At 72.6% G+C, this 14046-nt stretch carries 12 protein-coding genes; 9 read left to right on the top strand and 3 right to left on the bottom strand.

Features of this window, described 5'->3' with window-relative positions:
* The first annotated feature begins 169 nt into the window (after window positions 1-169).
* A complete protein-coding gene (locus ACGF3J_RS21590) occupies window positions 170-1381 on the top strand; it encodes an alginate lyase family protein (RefSeq protein ID WP_161326282.1) in 1212 nt (403 codons plus the stop codon).
* Between the two features lie 63 nt (window positions 1382-1444).
* On the opposite strand, the gene ACGF3J_RS21585 is transcribed toward ACGF3J_RS21590, so the two are convergent.
* A complete protein-coding gene (locus tag ACGF3J_RS21585) occupies window positions 1445-2410 on the bottom strand; it encodes a nitrous oxide reductase family maturation protein NosD (protein WP_161326275.1) in 966 nt (321 codons plus the stop codon).
* A gap of 271 nt (window positions 2411-2681) precedes the next feature.
* Between ACGF3J_RS21585 and ACGF3J_RS21580 the strand changes: the two genes are divergently transcribed.
* The 3 genes from ACGF3J_RS21580 (at window position 2682) to ACGF3J_RS21570 (ending at window position 5924) form a co-directional block, all read left to right on the top strand.
* Window positions 2682-3752 carry a glycoside hydrolase family 5 protein gene (locus ACGF3J_RS21580; RefSeq protein ID WP_161326274.1) on the top strand — a complete coding sequence of 357 codons (1071 nt, stop codon included), beginning with the start codon at window positions 2682-2684 and terminating at the stop codon, window positions 3750-3752.
* A gap of 374 nt (window positions 3753-4126) precedes the next feature.
* Entirely contained in the window at window positions 4127-5050 is a 924-nt protein-coding gene (locus ACGF3J_RS21575; protein ID WP_161326273.1) for an NADP-dependent oxidoreductase, read from the top strand.
* A gap of 139 nt (window positions 5051-5189) precedes the next feature.
* A complete protein-coding gene (locus tag ACGF3J_RS21570) occupies window positions 5190-5924 on the top strand; it encodes a dienelactone hydrolase family protein (protein ID WP_161326272.1) in 735 nt (244 codons plus the stop codon).
* Between the two features lie 26 nt (window positions 5925-5950).
* Here ACGF3J_RS21570 and ACGF3J_RS21565 read toward each other — a convergent pair whose 3' ends face one another.
* Complete coding sequence (locus tag ACGF3J_RS21565) at window positions 5951-7726, bottom strand: serine hydrolase (protein ID WP_393854488.1); 1776 nt, start codon at window positions 7724-7726, stop codon at window positions 5951-5953.
* Window positions 7727-7886: 160 nt separating this feature from the next.
* Here ACGF3J_RS21565 and ACGF3J_RS21560 point away from each other — a divergent pair, with 160 nt between their 5' ends.
* The 5 genes from ACGF3J_RS21560 (at window position 7887) to ACGF3J_RS21540 (ending at window position 11962) form a co-directional block, all read left to right on the top strand.
* Window positions 7887-9386 (top strand): acyl-CoA synthetase, encoded by a 1500-nt coding sequence (locus tag ACGF3J_RS21560; RefSeq protein ID WP_161330024.1) that lies wholly within the window; start codon window positions 7887-7889, stop codon window positions 9384-9386.
* Window positions 9387-9490: 104 nt separating this feature from the next.
* Window positions 9491-9733, top strand: a complete 243-nt coding sequence (locus tag ACGF3J_RS21555; protein WP_122618732.1) for a DUF397 domain-containing protein — start codon at window positions 9491-9493, stop codon at window positions 9731-9733.
* Between the two features lie 86 nt (window positions 9734-9819).
* Window positions 9820-10722: a universal stress protein gene (locus ACGF3J_RS21550; RefSeq protein WP_393854487.1), complete on the top strand. Its 903-nt coding sequence runs from the start codon at window positions 9820-9822 to the stop codon at window positions 10720-10722.
* An 83-nt stretch (window positions 10723-10805) separates the two neighbouring features.
* Window positions 10806-11405 carry a CGNR zinc finger domain-containing protein gene (locus ACGF3J_RS21545; protein WP_393854486.1) on the top strand — a complete coding sequence of 200 codons (600 nt, stop codon included), beginning with the start codon at window positions 10806-10808 and terminating at the stop codon, window positions 11403-11405.
* A 59-nt stretch (window positions 11406-11464) separates the two neighbouring features.
* A complete protein-coding gene (locus ACGF3J_RS21540; RefSeq protein WP_234959260.1) occupies window positions 11465-11962 on the top strand; it encodes a hypothetical protein in 498 nt (165 codons plus the stop codon).
* An 8-nt stretch (window positions 11963-11970) separates the two neighbouring features.
* Here ACGF3J_RS21540 and ACGF3J_RS21535 read toward each other — a convergent pair whose 3' ends face one another.
* The gene (locus tag ACGF3J_RS21535) at window positions 11971-13857 is read right to left on the bottom strand and encodes an N-acetylmuramoyl-L-alanine amidase (protein ID WP_393854527.1); all 1887 of its coding nucleotides are present in this window, start codon (window positions 13855-13857) and stop codon (window positions 11971-11973) included.
* Between the last annotated feature and the right edge of the window lie 189 nt (window positions 13858-14046).

The following is a 14046-nucleotide window of genomic DNA, read 5'->3' as shown; positions in this document are numbered from 1 at the left end:
ATTGCCAAACCCGAAAGGTGCACCTAGTCTCTCGTCGTCCTTAATCGTGAACCTCATTCATGTTCATGAACGGAGAGCGATTGGTAGACGACTCCGACCGATCACGGCCCTGCTGGCGGCGGTGATACTCGTCGGGCCGGCCGCCCCGGCCGTGTCCGCGCGGCCGGTCATGTCCGGGCAGGCGGTCTCCGAGGTCCACGCGGTGGCCCGCGCTCCCAGGACCGCCGTCCTGCCGGGTGAACGCATGCGGTACACCAAGATCCGGCTCGCGCTCGGGGACCGTGAACTGCGTGCCGCCGTAAGGCAGTTGACCCGTAGGGCGGACCGGTGGCTCGACCAGGGCCCCTGGACCGTCGTCGACAAGCCCCGACCGGCACCCGGCGGTGACGTCCACGACTATCTGAGCCAGGCTCCCTACTGGTGGCCCAGTCAGACCCCGACCGCCGGCAACCCGTGGGGCTGCCCGTACGTCCAGCGCGACGGCGAGCGGAACCCCGAGGTGGACTCGGGGACCGACCGCCAGGACCTGGAGAAGGTCTTCGACTCCTCGTACGACCTGGCACTCGCCTGGTACTACACCGGCGAGCGGCAGTACGCGCGGAAGGCGGCGGACGTCCTGCGGACCTGGTTCCTCTCCCCGGACACCCGGATGAACCCCAACCTGGACCACGCCCAGTTCATCCCCTGCAAGTACGACGGCCGGGCCATCGGCATCATCGACTTCTCCCAGTCCTACACCTCCGTCGTCGACGCCGTGGCCCTCCTGGAGACGGGCGCGCCGTCGTGGACGCGCGCGGACCGGGAGGCGATGGGGGAGTGGAACAGCGACTTCCTGGGCTGGCTGCGGAACAGCGACTTCGGACAGCAGGAGGCCGCGGCCGCCAACAACCACGGCACCTTCTACGACATGCTGGTGGCCGGACTCGCGTACGCCACGGGCGACCGCGAACTGGCCCGCCGTACCGTGCGGGAGGCCGCCGCCAGGCGCGTGGACGAGCAGATCGCGGCGGACGGCAGCCAGCCGCTGGAGCTCGCCAGGACCAGGAGCTGGCACTACTCCACCTTCGACCTCGTCGCCTACACCCGGCTCGCGGCGATCGGCGAGAACGCCGGGGTGGATCTGTGGGCGCACCGGGGACCAGAGGGGCAGAGCCTGTTCGCGGCGGTGCGGTACCTGCTGCCCGCCGCGACGGGCAGCGAGGCCTGGCCACACCCCGAGCTCGAGTTCCACCGGTTCGCGGCGAGCGACGTCGTGCACGCGGCCGCGGACGCCGGCGACAGCGCCGCCCGGCGCGCCCTGCCCCTGCTGGAGACGCCACCCGGCGGCGATCTGTGGGCACTTCGCCCCGCCGCCGAGCAACTGGACTCCATAGCGGGCTGACCTGGCCCGCCCCCGGGCGAAGCACCATGAGGGGGTCCGCGCCACCCCCTCATGGTGCCGGTGTCACGGCGTCACGGCGACGTTGGTCAGCCCCCGGCCGCCGGTCACGGTGTTGCTCGCGTACACCGTGGTACGGCAACCGGAGCCGGAGTTCGTGACGTTGACGGCCAGCCTGGTGGACCCGCCGGCGCCGCTCAGGTCGGACCTGTTGTTGCGGAAGACCGTGCCGCAGCCCCAGCCCGGCTGCTGGGTGTGCGTCTGGTAGCCGTCGTTCGTGGTCCGGGTGCCGGTGTTGTTCTCCACCAGGACGTCGTTGCCCTTCACGTCCACCCACGAGTCGTCGTAGTGGACGCCGGTGAGGCCGCCGCCGTCGAAGGTGTTCCCGATGATCCGGGTCCCGGTGGTGCCCTCCTTGACGTCGATGTTCTCGCCGCCGACGTCGGGCCCGATGGTGTTGTTCAGTATCTGCACGTTGTCGCTCCGGTCGGAGAGCGTGTTCGCCGAGCCGACGTACACGCCCTCACCCATGCCGCGCCCGTCGTTGCCGGTGTCGTGGATGCGTGAGTCTCGGATGACGCCGTCCGCGCTGGACTTGCGGAAGTGGACGCCCTCCATGTCCAGGCCGTGGACCGTCACGCCGTCGACGACCACCCCGCGCGCGGCGTCGATCACGATGCCCTTCTGGCCGCCGGTCACCGTCACCCCGCGGACCGTCCAGTAGGAGGCCGCGTTCAGGTGGAGGCCGTAGCCGCCGCCGGCGGTGAGCACCGCCCTGGACGAGCCGGTGAGCGTGATGCGGGAACCCGCGGTGGCGGCCCGGGTGGCCTTGAAGTTGCCCGTGTACGTGCCGTCGGCGAGCCGGATCGTGTCGCCGGGCGCGGCCGCCGCGAGCGCCGACTTCAACTGGGCGGCGGTGGAGACCTCGATGACGGCCGCCGACCCGAGGGCCGGGGCCGGCGTGGGGAGCAGGGCCAGCCCGCCGGTCACGGCGAGCAGGGAGGTGAGCAGCGAGCGGGAGCGCGTGCGCATGGGGGACCTCCTGTGTCCTGGACGTGGTTCATGGTGATTCACATGTGTGACCAAGACTTACTGATGTGAATCCGATTGACGGGAAGGTAGAGCCGCTCCCTCCGGGCGTCAAGACGGGTCGAGGCGCCCTCCCGTGGATGCGTCTCATTCACAGGGCGCTGTGAATGAAGTGTCGGCCGGATGTCGTCGGCACTCTTGATGGGAGGGGCGGTGCTTGCTTCCCTGTGGTTAGGAAAGTTTCCTATCAGACAGTCCCATGAACGGAGTACGTATGCACGCACACCGCACCTCATGGCGATCCACTGTGGCGGCAGGCGTCGTAGGCAGCGCCCTGCTCCTGGGCGTGGCCCCCGGCGCCGGTGCCACCACCGCACGGCAGGTGCCGGCCGCGCCCACCGCGGAAACCCCTGTCGGTGCCAACGGCCAGCTCAGGGTCTGCGGCACCAAGCTGTGCAACAGCCGCGGCAACCCCGTCCAGTTGCGCGGCATGAGCAGCCACGGCACCCAGTGGTACCCGCACTGCCTGACCGGCGGTTCGCTCGACGCCCTCGCCCAGGACTGGAAGGCGGACGTCCTGCGCGTGTCGACCTATGTGCAGGAGGGCGGCTACGAAACCGACCCGAAGCGCTTCACCGACCTGGCGAACTCCCTCGTCCAGCAGGCGACCGACCGCGGCATGTACGTGATCGTCGACTGGCACATGCTCACACCGGGAGACCCGCACGCCAACCTGAGCAAGGCCCGGCAGTTCTTCACCGAGATCGCCAACCGCAACAAGAACAAGAACAACATCATCTACGAGATCGCCAACGAGCCCAGCGGCGTGAGCTGGTCCCGCGTCAAGAGCTACGCCGAGCAGATCATCCCGACCATCCGCGCCGTCGACGCCGACGCCCCGGTCCTGGTCGGCACGCGCGCGTGGTCCTCGTTCGGCGTCTCCGAGGGCGCCGACGAGTCGGAGGTGGTCAACAACCCCGTCCGCGCCGCCAACATCATGTACACGTTCCACTTCTACGCGTACTCGCACCGTGACGAGTACCTGGCGACCCTGTCCCGGGCCGCCGACGCCGTCCCGGTCTTCGTCACCGAGTTCGGCACGCAGAACTACGCCGGTGAGGGCAGCAACGACTTCGCCATGTCCCAGCGCTACCTCGACCTCATGGCGAGCAAGAAGATCAGCTGGGTGAACTGGAACTTCTCCGACGACCAGCGCTCCGGTGCCGTCTTCAAGACCGGCACCTGCGACCGGAACGGGCCGTGGACCGGCACCTCCTCGCTGAAGCCCGCCGGAGCCTGGATCCGTGACCGCGTCCGTTCTCCCGACGCCTTCCCGGCCCGCTGATCCACCGAGCCGCGCCGCTCACGGTCACCGGGCCGGGAAGCTGCATCCGTCCTCCGCGTGGCAGCGGAAGGACGGGTCGAGGGGCTCTCCTCGGAACCCTCGCCGCCCCCGGTGCCGCCGACGGAATCACCACCGGGGGCGGCTTCGCGACACATCCGGTCCCACCGTCGCGGCCGCCGCGCGAGCGCGCTGCGACGTTCGCCTTCCGGCGTTCGCGCTCCGATCGGCGCAAGTGGCCCACCGGCAGTGAGCGCGATTGGCCCAGGCACTTGGTCCTCCTGCTTCGTAGGCTTGGAGTCCGATGGACAACGGGGCTGGTCAGGCGTCCTGTGGCCGGCTTCCCGAACCTCTCGCACACAGAGGCGGAACCCCTCATGCAAGCGATCACCATCCAGGACCGCGACGCCGGTGTCGGCGGTCTGACCCACTCCGAGCTGCCCCACCCGCACGTCGCCGAGAACGATGTCCTCGTGGAGGTCCACGCCGCCGGATTCACTCCGGGCGAGCTGGACTGGCCCAGCACCTGGACCGACCGGGCCGGCCATGACCGGGCGCCGAGCGTGCCCGGCCACGAGCTGTCCGGCGTGGTCACCGAACTCGGCTACGGCACCACCGGCCTCACGGTGGGGCAGCGGGTGTTCGGCCTGACCGACTGGGCCCGCAACGGTTCACTGGCCGAGTACACGGCGGTCGAGGCCCGCAACCTCGCGCCCCTCCCGGCCGACGTCGACCACGTCACGGCGGCCGCGTTGCCGATCTCCGGACTCACCTCCTACCAGGCCCTGTTCGACCACGCCCGCCTGACCACCGGCCAGAGCGTGCTCATCCACGGAGCCGCGGGCGGTGTCGGCTCCATCGCCGTGCAGCTGGCCCACGAGGCGGGCGCCCGAGTGATCGGCACCGGCCGGTCGGGTGACCGCGACACCGCCCTCGGCCTCGGTGCGGACGCGTTCCTCGACCTCGAGTCCGAGAAGCTGGAGGGCGTCGGCGAGGTCGACGTGGTCTTCGACGTGATCGGCGGTGAGATCCTCGAACGCTCCACCGCACTGGTCCGGCCGGGCGGCACCCTGGTCACCGTCGCCGAGCCCGTCACCGTCCACCCCCGCGACGGGCGCGCCGTCTTCTTCGTCGTGGAACCCGACCGGAACCGCCTGGCCGACCTGGCCCAACGACTGCGGGACGGGCGCCTCAAGCCGATCGTCGGTGCCGTCCAGCCCCTCTCCGAGGCGGTCTCCGCCTTCTCACCCGCCAAGCGCACCCCCGGCAAAACGATCATCCGCGTCGCCGCCGCGGACTGAGCGTGCGTGCTGTGCGCCCAGCCTGTCGGCGTGCTGCTGATCCCCGAGGACCGGTTCTCCTACGCGGGTCCGGCTCCTTCGGGTTGCCGTCCGTCTCATCGGGTGAACTACGTTGTGGACATCCACGACAGGAGATTTGATGCCCATCAAGACGCTGCGGATCACCACCGCGGACGGTCAGGCCGACGCCTTCGCCGCCTTCCCCGACAGCGGCGGGCGGCATCCGGGGGTGCTGATGTACCCGGACGCGTTCGGAATCCGTCCCGTCCTGCGGGAGATGGCCGGGTACCTGGCCGGGCACGGGTACTACGTGCTCGTCCCCAACATCTTCTACCGGCACGGCGAGACGCCGGTGGTCGAACTTCCCGAGCACATCCGCGACGAGCACCGGACCGCGCTCTTCGCCCAGTTGATGCCCATGATCGAGGCCCACACCGCGGAGCGCGCCCTGAGTGACGCCGACGCCTACCTCGACTTCCTCAGGTCCCGGCCCGAGGCCGACGGCGGACCGGTCGCGGTGACCGGCTACTGCTTCGGCGGCCTCCTGGCGGCGCGCACCGCCGTGGCCCACCCGGACGAGGTGGCCGCCCTCGCCGCGTTCCACGCGCCGGTGGGAGCGGACGGGCCGGACGGCCTCGCCAAGCTCACCGCCGAGACCCACTTCGGCCACGCCGAGGGCGACTTGACGCCCGAGGCCCTCGGCGAGCTCAACCGGGCCCTGGACGCGTCGGGAGTCGACTACACCTCGGAGATCTACCCCGGCACCGTCCACGGCTTCACCATGTCGGACACCGACGCCTTCAACCCCGCGGCCCTCCAGCGCCACTGGGACCGCCTGCTGCCCCTCTTGGGCCGCACGCTGCCCCAGAACTGAGGCTCCGGAAGCGGCGGGGCCGGCGTCTAGTCCGCCGACGCCGTCCACCCCGCCGTCTCGACGCGCGCCGCGTCCGCCGGGCGCGCGTCGTGGAACAGGACGTCGCCCGCCGCCTCCGCCCGCAGCCCGTCGACGTACGCGCCGCGGCCCACGTACAGCCGGTCGGTGGTGTACCGCCAGCGCAGCGTCAGCGCGCGGGCGGCCGGGAGTGCCGCCGTCAGCCGGTGCCAGACACGCCCCGACCAGCCGGTGACCGAGCCGTCCTCGTGCGCCACGGGCCCGTCTCCGCGCCGCGTGGTCGTGAACGGGACGGGCTGCCAGGCGGCGCCGCCGTCCGTCGAGGCCTCCAGGACGAGGGCGTCCGACCCGGGTTCGGTGTCCCACCACAGGTCGCAGCCCAGCCGCGCCCGCCCGGCCGACGTGTCGAGCGCGGGCAGCGTGAGCGTGGCCGTCGCGGAATTCGCCGTGCCCGAGAACCACGCCGTGCGCCCGTGCGCGGGCCGGACCGCCACCGCCCGCGCCAGGTGGGTGCCGGCCGCCACCCGGGGCGCGGACCCCGAGCGCCAACTGCGCACCGGGTGAACCGAGTTGCCGAGCACGATCAGGAACGAGTCCGTCGTCGGGTCGAGCACCAGCGAGGTGCCCGTGAACCCGGTGTGCCCGGCCGTGCGCGGCGTCGCCATGGCACCCATGTACCAGTGCTGGTACAGCTCGAAGCCCAGGCCGTGCGCGTCCCCCGGGAAGTCCGTGTTGAAGTCGGTGAACATCAGCTCCACCGACTCCGGCCGCAGGACGCGGGCCCGGCCGTAGGAACCGCCGTTGAGCAGGGTGCGGCCGAGTACCGCCAGGTCCCACGCGCAGGAGAACACCCCGGCGTGACCGGCGACGCCGCCGAGGCTGAACGCGTTCTCGTCGTGCACCTCGCCCCACACCAGACCGCGGTCGAGGCCGGACCAGGGCAGCCGGGCGTCCTCGGTGGCCGCGATGGACGGACGCCAGGACGCGGGCGGGTTGTAGCGGGTGCGGCGCAGGCCCAGAGGGCGGGTGATCTCGTCGCGCAGCAGGACGTCCAGCGCGCGGCCGGTGACCTTCTCCAGCACCAGCTGGAGCGAGATCATGTTCAGGTCCGAGTACAGGTACGCCGTACCCGGCGCGCCGACCGGGACCTCGTCGTAGATGAGCCGCACCTTCTCCTCGTAGGTGGGCGCGTTGAACAGCGGGATCCACGCCCGGAACCCGGAGGTGTGCGTGAGCAGCTGGCGGACCGTCACGTCCTGCTTCCCGGCCCGCCCGAAGTCCGGCAGGTACGACGCGACCGGCGCCTCCAGCTCCAGCGCACCCCGCTCCAGCTGCTGCACGGCGAGGATCGAGGTGAACAGTTTGGAGATGGACGCGAGATCGAACACGGTGTCGCCGGCCATCGGGATCTGCTCCGCGGCCGGGAACTCGACGCCGGTGTCGGTCGCCTCGTCGTACGCCCGGTAGCGCACCGCCATGCCGATCGGCTCGTGCAGCGCGACCGTGCCGCCCCGGCCGGCCAGCAGCACGGCGCCCGCGTACCACGGGTGCTGGGGAGAGGGCCCGAGGTAGGTCTCCGCGTCGCTGACGAGCCGTCGCAGATGACCCGGGAGCAGCCCCGCCCGTTCGGCGGAGCCGCGTCGGAGGGTGGGCCGGCGGCCCCCCTCCGCGACCGCCTCGGCCGGACCGGCGGCGAACGGGGCGATGGCCAGGGCACCGCCCAGGGCCAGGGCGCCGGCGCCCAGTTGACGCCGTGTGAATCCGCTGGTCGCCTGTCCGGCCATCGAAGAGTCTCCCGCCACCGAAGCTGAAAGTATCTTTCCCGGATCGCCGTGCGGAGTGAAACTTTCCTGTCATGATGGGGTCGTGTCAATGGGGCGTGCGCGGTCGCGGACCGGACGCACGCCGCTTGACCCGCCCCGGCGGGCGGCCGAGGATCAGGCCATGAAGCCCGGACACGGCAGCACGGTCGACGGGGTGCTGCGGCGCAGCGCCCGACGCACTCCGGCACGCGTCGCGGTCGAGTACCACGACCGCACCTGGACGTACGGGGAACTCGACGACGCGGTCTCCCGCGCGGCCCGCGTCCTGCTGGCCGAGGGACTGTCCCCCGGCGACCGGGTCGGCGCCTACGGCCACAACTCCGACGCCTACCTGATCGCCTTCCTCGCCTGCGCCCGGGCCGGGCTGGTGCACGTCCCGGTCAACCAGAACCTCACCGGCGACGACCTCGCCTACCTCGTCGGCCAGTCCGGCAGCTCCCTGGTCCTCGCCGACCCCGGCCTCGCCGGCCGGCTGCCGGACGGCACCCGCGTCCTCGCGCTGCGCGACGCCGACGACTCGCTCCTCACCCGCCTCGCCGCGGCGGCCGCGTACGACGGCCCCGAGCCGGCCGCCGACGACCTGGTGCAGCTCCTCTACACCTCCGGCACCACCGCCCTGCCCAAGGGCGCGATGATGACCCACCGGGCCCTGGTGCACGAGTACCTCAGCGCCATCACCGCCCTCGACCTCAGTGCCGGCGACCGCCCAGTGCACGCGCTGCCGCTCTACCACTCGGCGCAGACCCACGTCTTCCTGCTGCCCTACCTCGCCGTCGGCGCCACGAACATCATCCTCGACGCCCCGGACGGCGACCGGCTCTTCGACCTCGTCGAAGCCGGCCGCGTGGACAGCGTCTTCGCGCCGCCCACCGTGTGGATCGGCCTCGCGAACCGCGCCGACTTCGCCACCCGCGACCTCGGCGGCCTGCGCAAGGCCTACTACGGGGCGTCGATCATGCCCGTGCCCGTCCTGGAGCGGCTGCGCGAGCGCCTGCCCGCACTCTCCTTCTACAACTGCTTCGGCCAGAGCGAGATCGGCCCCCTCGCCACCGTCCTCGGCCCGGACGAGCACGAGGGCCGGATGGACTCCTGCGGGCGGCCCGTCCTCTTCGTCGACGCGCGCGTGGTCGACGAGGACGGCGCGGACGTGCCCGACGGCACGCCCGGAGAGGTCGTCTACCGCTCGCCGCAGCTGTGCGAGGGCTACTGGGACAAGCCCGAGGAGACCGAAGCCGCCTTCCGCGACGGGTGGTTCCACTCCGGCGACCTCGCCGTGCGGGACGCGGACGGCTACTACACGATCGTCGACCGCGTGAAGGACGTCATCAACTCCGGCGGCGTCCTGGTCGCCTCCCGCCAGGTCGAGGACGCCCTCTACACGCACGACGGGGTCGCCGAGGTCGCCGTGATCGGCCTGCCCGACGAACGCTGGATCGAGGCCGTCACGGCCGTCGTCGTCCCGCGCGGCCAGGTCACCGAGGACGCGCTGATCGCCCACGCCCGGGACCGGCTCACGGCCTTCAAGGCGCCCAAGAGTGTGCGGTTCGTGGACGCGCTGCCGCGGAACGCCAGCGGGAAGATCCTCAAGCGCGAACTGCGCGACCGCTTCGCCGGGTCCTAGCCCTCGTCCTCCCGGCCAACGAGTCGCCGCCCCACATGGCCTGTCGGCGGTCGGAGCCGATCGCTAGGCTGGCCGCGAACGACGAGACCGGGAGGAGCACGGACGTGGCCGAGAGCACCACCCACCAGCGCCCGATCATGGGCTGGGACAAGCCGGAGCTGGACCTCAGCGACGCGCAGTGGCAGTCGAGCAGCCGGGGCCTGGGGGATGTCCAGATCGCCTTTGTCGAGGGGTTCATCGCCATGCGCAACAGCGGCAGCCCGGAAAGCCCCTCCCTGATCTTCACCCCCGCGGAATGGGGCGCGTTCGTGTCGGGGGCGCGGGAAGGGGAGTTCGACCTCACCTGACCCGCCGGATGCGGTGAGCCGACCGGCCGAACCGGGGTGTCCCGTCCCGTGCCGGGGGGAAGGCCGTACTCCGGAGGTGAGGCCCCATGAGCACCCTGCCGGTCATCGCGGCCGTCGACGGTTCCGACGACAGCCTGCGCGCCCTGGACTGGGCTCTCGACGCGGCGCACCGGCGCGGAGCGCCCCTGCGGGTGGTGCATGTGCGCCAGTACGCCACCTGGGCCCAGACCGACATCCTGGTCGCGGGCGAGCCGGACACCGGCGACGACCCGGTACTCGACCAGGCCCGCGCACACCTCCAGGGGCGTGCCTACGCCGTGGCGACGGAGTACGTCGGCATGGAGGGCGTGCCCGGGGCCGCGCTGCCGGAACTGGGCGCCGACTCCCAGCTGCTGGTGCTCGGCTCCCGGGGCCGCGGCGGCTTCGTCGGCCTGCTGCTCGGCTCCAACGGCATGGCCGCCGCCCGCGACGCCGAGTGCCCCGTCGTCGTGGTGCCCCGCCCCGGACGCGAGGTGCACGGCGAGGCGCCGGCCGAGGAGGGCCCTCGGGTGGTCGTCGGACTGCACGTGGACAGTCCCGACGAAGCCACCCTCTCCTTCGCCTTCGCCGAGGCCGAGCTGCGCGGCGCCCGCCTCCAGGTCGTCGCCGCCTACCCGTGGCCGGTGCAGACCTGGGCCGCCGCCGGGCAGATCATGCCCCCGGTGATCGACGAGGTCTCCATCGAGAGCGAGACCCGGGTCCTGGCCGACGGCTTCCTGGCCCCGTACCGCGAACGTCACCCCGACGTCCGGGCCGAGCCGTACGTCGCGCCCGGCGACGCCGCCGGCCACCTCGTCGCCACCTCCCGCGACGCCCAGCTGGTCGTCGTCGGCCGCCACCGCCGCCGCCTGCTGGCCCCCGCCCGCATGATGGGCTCGGTCACCCACGCGGTCCTGCTCCACGCGGCGTGCCCGGTCGCGGTCGTACCACCGGCCCCACCGGAGGACTGAGGGGGAGACGCTCCGTCGTGCGCCCTCCCGTACGAGGACGAGGCCGCGCCCCCGGCACACCTGCCCTGCCTATCATCGGCCCCATGCAGGACTCACCCAGCAGGGACGCCCTGATCGCCCTCGACCTCGCCCTGACCGTCCGGCACGACGGGCACGGCGGGGTCGCCGACGACCTCGCCGATCCCGCCGGGCTCACCGCCTGGGTACGGGCCCACCCCGACCTCGGGGCGCAGGCCGAGGCCGCCGACCCGGCCGCCGTCCGGGACGTGCGGGCCGCAGCCCGCGCCCTCTTCGCCCGCGCCGTGCGTCCGGGCGAGCCGAGCCCGGCCGACGCCGCCCGGCTGCTGCCCGTCCCCGAAGCCCTGCGGCGCCTGAACGAGGCCGCCGCCCGCACCCCCACCGTCCCCGTCCTGCACTGGGCCGACGCCGGGGCCCCCGTCGTCCGCGCCGCGCCCGCGCCCGGCGCCCGGCCCGACCTCGCCGCCGCGCTCGCCCAGGCCGTGATCGGCTTCCTCGCGGGACCCGACCGGCAGCGGCTGCGGGCCTGCCACGCACCGCGCTGCGTGCGGTACTTCCTCAAGGACCACCCCCGCCAGGAGTGGTGCAAACCGTCCTGCGGCAACCGGGCCCGGGTCGCCCGCCACCAGCAGCGGCAGCGACGGACCGCCGAGCCCCGGCCGTAGGGCGATACGGCCGCCCGCCCGCACGCCGTCCGCGGGGTCCGGCCACGTACCATGGCGGCATGTCGTTCCTCCGCCGCCGCAGCGCCACGCCCGCCGGGCCCGACTTCGACGTACTGGCCATGGACCCGGGCGACTGGCCCGGCAACCTGGGCGCCGGCCTGCTGCCCGCGCCCGACGGCAGCTGTCAGGGCGTCTTCCTGCGCTACGACCTGTTCGGGGGCCGCGGCCCCGCGATGATCATCGGCAACCTGCCGGCCGGTTCCCCGGCCCGCGAGGTCCCCGACGGCGAGATCCCCTTCGAGGTGGCCCAGCTGCTGCTCGCGCTGGAGAACGACGAGGAGATCACGGTCGTCGGCGCCGAGGACGTGCCGGTGATGCAGGGCGACAACCTGCTCATCGTGCGCCGCCTCAAGCTCTCCGAGGGCCGGATCTCCTGCGTGCAGTTCGACCGCAGCGACGGCGTGCTGGTGACCATCGCCGCCTGGGACCGCCCGATCACCGACGACCTGTACGCCCTGCTGAAGCCGCTTCCGGCGGAGCTTTTCCAGCAGGGCTGACCCGGCGGCTACCGCACGGTCGAGAGCGTGACGTCGGCGGCGCGCACGTACCCGACCCGGTGGCCGTACTGGATCTCGTAGTACTGGTCCTCGCCCCGCACCACCCGGTGGGAGGCCGAGTCGAACCCGACCGCGTAGTAGTACTCGCCGGGAACCTTCTCCCCGACGACGTACTTCTGCCCCTTGCCCAGCGTGTACGGCAGCGGCGACACGGTCTGGGCGGGCACGTCCGCGGGGTAGGCGGCCTTCTCCGGGTACGCCCGTCCGTACACGGGGACGCTGTCCAGCCCCTTCCTCGGGGTGATCACCCGGCCCGACGCGGGCACCGCCGCCGGGTTCTTCGCGGGGTCCTGGAACCAGGCCTTCTGGCCCAGATACCAGATGGCCGTCCAGTCCCGCCACCGGTCGGCCACCGCGAACTGCTGCCCCGTGGAGACCCGGGAGGACAGGTCGTTCACGCCCGTCGTCGGGGCCGAGCCGAGGCCGATGTCCTTGATCAGGGGCGCGTTCACGTCATGGTCGGAGTAGAGCCGCACCGCGCTGGAGCCGTGCGTCGTACAGGGCTCGCCCGCCTTCTCGCAGCCGGTGTACTCCGGGCGGTTGGCGGAGTAGTCGGGGCGGATCGTCACCAGGCCGGACGTCCGGCCCGCGGTCGGCTCCAGGGGGCGGCCGAGCAGCCGGAAGTAGTGCCGCCAGTCCCAGTACGGGCCCGGGTCGGTGTGCATGCCCGGGATCGTCGCGGTGGTGGTGCCCGGGACGGTGTCGTGGCCCAGGATGTGCTGCCGGTCCAGCGGGATGTCGTACTTCCCCGCCAGGTACTTCACCAGCCGCGCCGAGGAGCGGTACATGGCCTCCGTGTACCAGGCGTCCGGCTCGGCCAGGAAGCCCTCGTGCTCCAGTCCGATCGACTTGGCGTTGACGTACCAGTTGCCCGCGTGCCAGGCGACGTCCTTCGCCTTCACGTGCTGGGCGATGTGCCCGTCGGTGGAGCGGAGCGTGTAGTTCCAGGAGACGTAGGTGGGGTCCTGGACCATGTTGAGGACGCCGTCCCAGGCGCCTTCCGTGTCGTGCACGACGATGTACCGGATGCGCTGCGAGGCGGGCCGGTTCCCCAGGTCGTGGTTGCCGTAGTCGCCGTCGCCGAACTCCTCGTACGGCGCCGGGATCCACTCGCAGGACACCGACTTCGGGCACTCGGTGCCGGCCGCCGAGGAAGTGCGCAGGCCCGCGTCGCCCAGCTGCCCCGTGTCGGGGGCCACGCCCGGGCGGGCGGCCAGGGTGACGGTCTGCCCGGCGTCCGTGGTCCGTCGCTCGCCCGCGCGGATCACCTCGAACACGTCGTTCGCGTACGCCGCGGCCGTCGCCGCGTCCTCCGCGCCCGAGAAGCGGGCCACCGCCCCGTACCAGTCCGCGGGGTCGGAGCTGAGCGGCTCACCCAGGTCCCGCTGGGCGGCGGCCAGCAGCGCGGCACCGCCGGACACGTTCGCCGCCGCGTCGGTGCGCAGGGCCTCGGGGCTCAGTCCGGTCAGCTCGGCCGCCTTCGGCAGCGTCGTCAGCCGGTCCGGCAGGGCGGCGGCGCGTGTGGCCCTGGCCTTCGGGTGCAGCGGGGCGCGGGCGTCGTCGCCGCGCGGGTCCTCGGTGCCCTCGTCGTGGTGCGAGGTTCCTGCCAGGGCCGTGCGGGCGTCGGTCAGGTGCAGCGGGCCGTAGCCGCCGGTCACGCTGGGCGCACCGCCGTGCGCGTCCCAGCGGGACTGGAGGTAGGAGACGCCGAGCAGGACGCTCTGCGGCACCCGGTACTCGGCCGCCGCGGTGGCGAACGCCCGCTGGAGGCGGTCCGTGGCGGGCGGCGCGTCGGAGGGACCGGCGGCGGACGGTGCCGCGCCGAGCAGTGGCATCAGCAGCGCGGTGCCGGCCAGGGCGGGCACCAGGGGGGACCTTCGCAAAGCGGCCTCCTGTGACGGTCGGACGTGTGGGGGACGTGCGGGGCCGGGCGTGGGTCAGTGTTACCCGGCGGTCCGATGATCCGTCAATCATGCCGTCATGGCGGCGATTTCCCACGTCAGCACGGTGCCCGGCGAGTTTCG

Origin of the sequence: Streptomyces sp. NPDC048171 (genome assembly GCF_043202655.1) — a bacterium.
In the GTDB taxonomy this organism is placed as follows: domain Bacteria; phylum Actinomycetota; class Actinomycetes; order Streptomycetales; family Streptomycetaceae; genus Streptomyces.
The sequence above is the reverse complement of the archived record's forward strand: the minus strand, read 5'-3'. Positions and strand labels throughout refer to the sequence as shown.

Coding starts and splice junctions, on each gene's coding strand:
- ACGF3J_RS21590 (WP_161326282.1), top strand. CDS start 170: ATGTCCGGGCAGGCGGTCTCCGAGGTCCACGCGGTGGCCCGCGCTCCC.
- ACGF3J_RS21585 (WP_161326275.1), bottom strand. CDS start 2,410: ATGCGCACGCGCTCCCGCTCGCTGCTCACCTCCCTGCTCGCCGTGACC.
- ACGF3J_RS21580 (WP_161326274.1), top strand. CDS start 2,682: ATGCACGCACACCGCACCTCATGGCGATCCACTGTGGCGGCAGGCGTC.
- ACGF3J_RS21575 (WP_161326273.1), top strand. CDS start 4,127: ATGCAAGCGATCACCATCCAGGACCGCGACGCCGGTGTCGGCGGTCTG.
- ACGF3J_RS21570 (WP_161326272.1), top strand. CDS start 5,190: ATGCCCATCAAGACGCTGCGGATCACCACCGCGGACGGTCAGGCCGAC.
- ACGF3J_RS21565 (WP_393854488.1), bottom strand. CDS start 7,726: ATGGCCGGACAGGCGACCAGCGGATTCACACGGCGTCAACTGGGCGCC.
- ACGF3J_RS21560 (WP_161330024.1), top strand. CDS start 7,887: ATGAAGCCCGGACACGGCAGCACGGTCGACGGGGTGCTGCGGCGCAGC.
- ACGF3J_RS21550 (WP_393854487.1), top strand. CDS start 9,820: ATGAGCACCCTGCCGGTCATCGCGGCCGTCGACGGTTCCGACGACAGC.
- ACGF3J_RS21545 (WP_393854486.1), top strand. CDS start 10,806: ATGCAGGACTCACCCAGCAGGGACGCCCTGATCGCCCTCGACCTCGCC.
- ACGF3J_RS21540 (WP_234959260.1), top strand. CDS start 11,465: ATGTCGTTCCTCCGCCGCCGCAGCGCCACGCCCGCCGGGCCCGACTTC.
- ACGF3J_RS21535 (WP_393854527.1), bottom strand. CDS start 13,857: ATGCCACTGCTCGGCGCGGCACCGTCCGCCGCCGGTCCCTCCGACGCG.